Genomic DNA, 1,263 nt, shown 5'->3' on the forward strand with positions numbered 1-1,263 from the left:
AGTCATGATAACTCTTTAATTCTAACAAAAACTTCTGAATATACATCAGGAACATCTTTCAAAGTTTTCAATATTCCATACATAACATTTCTTACGATATTTTGAACAAATTTATTCAACTTTATAGATCTGCCATCTACATATATCTCAACGTTAGATAAATTATGACAGTCTTCAAGTCTTGCTTCACCTCTAAATATCTTCTCAGCCATCTTCCAACAAGATAGTCCACACTTACCACAGTCTAATTTTGGAAGTCTATTAAAGATCTTGAATATACTTATAAATCTTTCAATGAAGTTTATCAATATATTAATATCCTCAGGTAATTTTAATATTGTGCTTGATTTAATATTAAATGAGCAAAATATATGAATACCTTCACCATAGAAATCTTCTATATCTTCAATATTCTTAACACATACAATCTTGATGATCTTGTCATTTTTTAAGACATATTTTGAAAATCCTTCAAGTATTATTAAGTCTAGTTGTAGAGTGTTGTATATTTTTAATAATGTTTCAAATAATTCATCTCTATTGAAGTTAGATATTATGAGACCGAACTCCAGACTTTCAGCAAAATATGCAGAATATCTACAACACTTTCTTAATTTTGATGTATCTTTGTCAGTATTGTTAATTGTGAAGTCTTTATGTGGAATATGCTTAACAGGAAGTATTTTAAATCCCTTATCTATTAGCTTAGCACATATCTGTGATATTAGTCTTGTCTTACCTGAATCTTTATAACCTAAGATTGATATTATTGGAAGCATGAGAGTACTGTAGGATTCTATTTCCACTATATAAATATGTGTAAGATGATGAGCCCAGGACTGTGATGAGTGGTGATGAAGGACTTCTCGCAACTGATATATTTATCCTAGTAGACATAGGTCATAGATGATGACTGTTCCGTGGCCACTCTAGACATATGAAGATACGCCGGCAGTGCTGAATTTCTAAGATTTTTAAAAGATTTAGATATTATTCCTTTAATTTTCACAAAAGGTCATGTAATTGGAGATGATAGGTTAGCAAATCTTTGGAACTCTGATTATGGAATTACAAACAGCAAAAAGCTAGTTGAAGAATTAAAAAAAGTTAATGCTAGTATTTTGTTGGGTTTCAATTCTTTTGATAATGAAAAACAAGATAAAATGATTGGCGGAATAAAGGGTTATACTTTAAAAGAAGCAGAGCTTTAGAATTATTGGCTAAAGCAGGTTTTAATAAACACCAACCAACAAAATTATGTTT

1 protein-coding gene is annotated in these 1,263 nt (G+C 29.5%); it reads right to left on the reverse strand.

Features of this window, described 5'->3' with window-relative positions:
• Positions 1-2: 2 nt before the first annotated feature.
• Positions 3-779, reverse strand: a complete 777-nt coding sequence (locus AC3WVG_RS12015) for a molybdopterin-guanine dinucleotide biosynthesis protein MobB (protein ID WP_488798355.1) — start codon at positions 777-779, stop codon at positions 3-5.
• Positions 780-1,263 lie beyond the last annotated feature (484 nt).

This window comes from Desulfovulcanus sp. (assembly GCF_982781345.1).